Below are 1,159 nucleotides of genomic sequence, written 5' to 3' on the forward strand. Positions count from 1 at the left end.
TATTCAAGCAGAAAAATATATAGAAAGTACTTTTCATGAGTAAAAGTAGATGACCCAAATCTTTGATTTGGTGTCAGTGGCTTTTACAGAGTGCAATAATTTTGAAGGAGGTAAAAAAATGTTAGCTGTAGATAAGGATACATTTCAAACCGAGGTATTACAAGGAGAAGGTTATGTGCTGGTAGATTACTGGAGCGAAAGCTGTGAACCTTGTAAAGCATTAATGCCATCTATCATGGAATTAGCAGAAAAGTATGAAGGAAGCGTAAGGTTTTGTAAGCTTGAAACCACTAAAGCAAGAAGGCTTGCTATTAAAGAGAAGGTAATGGGACTCCCTACAATAGCTATTTATAAAGATGGTGCAAAAATCGATGAAGTAACAAAGGATGATGCCACAATGGCAAATATCGAAGCTATGATTAAAAAGTATGTGTAATTAATATTACATAGAATTATGCTTTAGCTTTGAAGACAAATGGACTTGAGGCTGAGTGTAAAAACAAAATAAATAAAATACGAAAGGATGTTGAAAATGGGATTTTATGATGGAAAAAAAATCATCATTGTTGGCGACCGTGATGGTATACCAGGTCCAGCGATTGAAGAATGTTTAAAAACAACAGGTGCAGAAGTTGTTTTCTCTTCCACCGAATGCTTTGTCTGAACCGCTGCAGGAGCAATGGACTTAGAAAATCAACAAAGAGTGAAGGATTTAACCGAGAAGCATGGTGCAGAAAATATTGTAGTGCTTTTAGGTGCAGCAGAAGCAGAAGCAGCAGGATTAGCTGCAGAAACTGTAACCGCTGGAGATCCAACCTTTGCAGGTCCATTGGCAGGAGTCCAGTTAGGACTTAGAGTATATCATGTAGTAGAGCCTCAATTTAAAGACGAAGTGAATGCTGAAGTTTACGAGGATCAAATCGGCATGATGGAAATGGTTTTAAATGTGGAAGAAATTATTGAAGAAATGTCTGCTATTAGAGAAGAGTATTGTCAATTTAAATAGTAAAAGAATAGATGGGTGTATTGAATTACACCCATCTATTTAAATATATAAATATTCTACGAAAAACTATGGAGGTGGAAAGAAATGTCCTATGCAGTAGTAAAAGGAACATCCTACGTACTTGTGCATACCCCAGACATGATTATGCACAGT

The 1,159-nt window shown here is 36.3% G+C and carries 2 protein-coding genes; both read left to right on the forward strand.

Going from position 1 to position 1,159, the window contains the following annotated elements:
• Positions 1 to 118 precede the first annotated feature (118 nt).
• Positions 119 to 436, forward strand: a complete 318-nt coding sequence (gene trxA / locus CHB72_RS25740; RefSeq protein WP_089285697.1) for a thioredoxin TrxA — start codon at positions 119 to 121, stop codon at positions 434 to 436.
• 96 nt (positions 437 to 532) lie between these two features.
• Positions 533 to 1,006, forward strand: coding sequence for a glycine/sarcosine/betaine reductase complex selenoprotein A (gene grdA, locus CHB72_RS25745; RefSeq protein WP_089285698.1), 474 nt, complete (start codon positions 533 to 535; stop codon positions 1,004 to 1,006).
• The last annotated feature ends 153 nt before the right edge of the window (positions 1,007 to 1,159 follow it).

This window comes from Anaerovirgula multivorans (assembly GCF_900188145.1).
Taxonomy (GTDB): Bacteria; Bacillota; Clostridia; order Peptostreptococcales; family Natronincolaceae; genus Anaerovirgula; species Anaerovirgula multivorans.

Coding starts and splice junctions, on each gene's coding strand:
- trxA (WP_089285697.1), top strand. CDS start 119: ATGTTAGCTGTAGATAAGGATACATTTCAAACCGAGGTATTACAAGGA.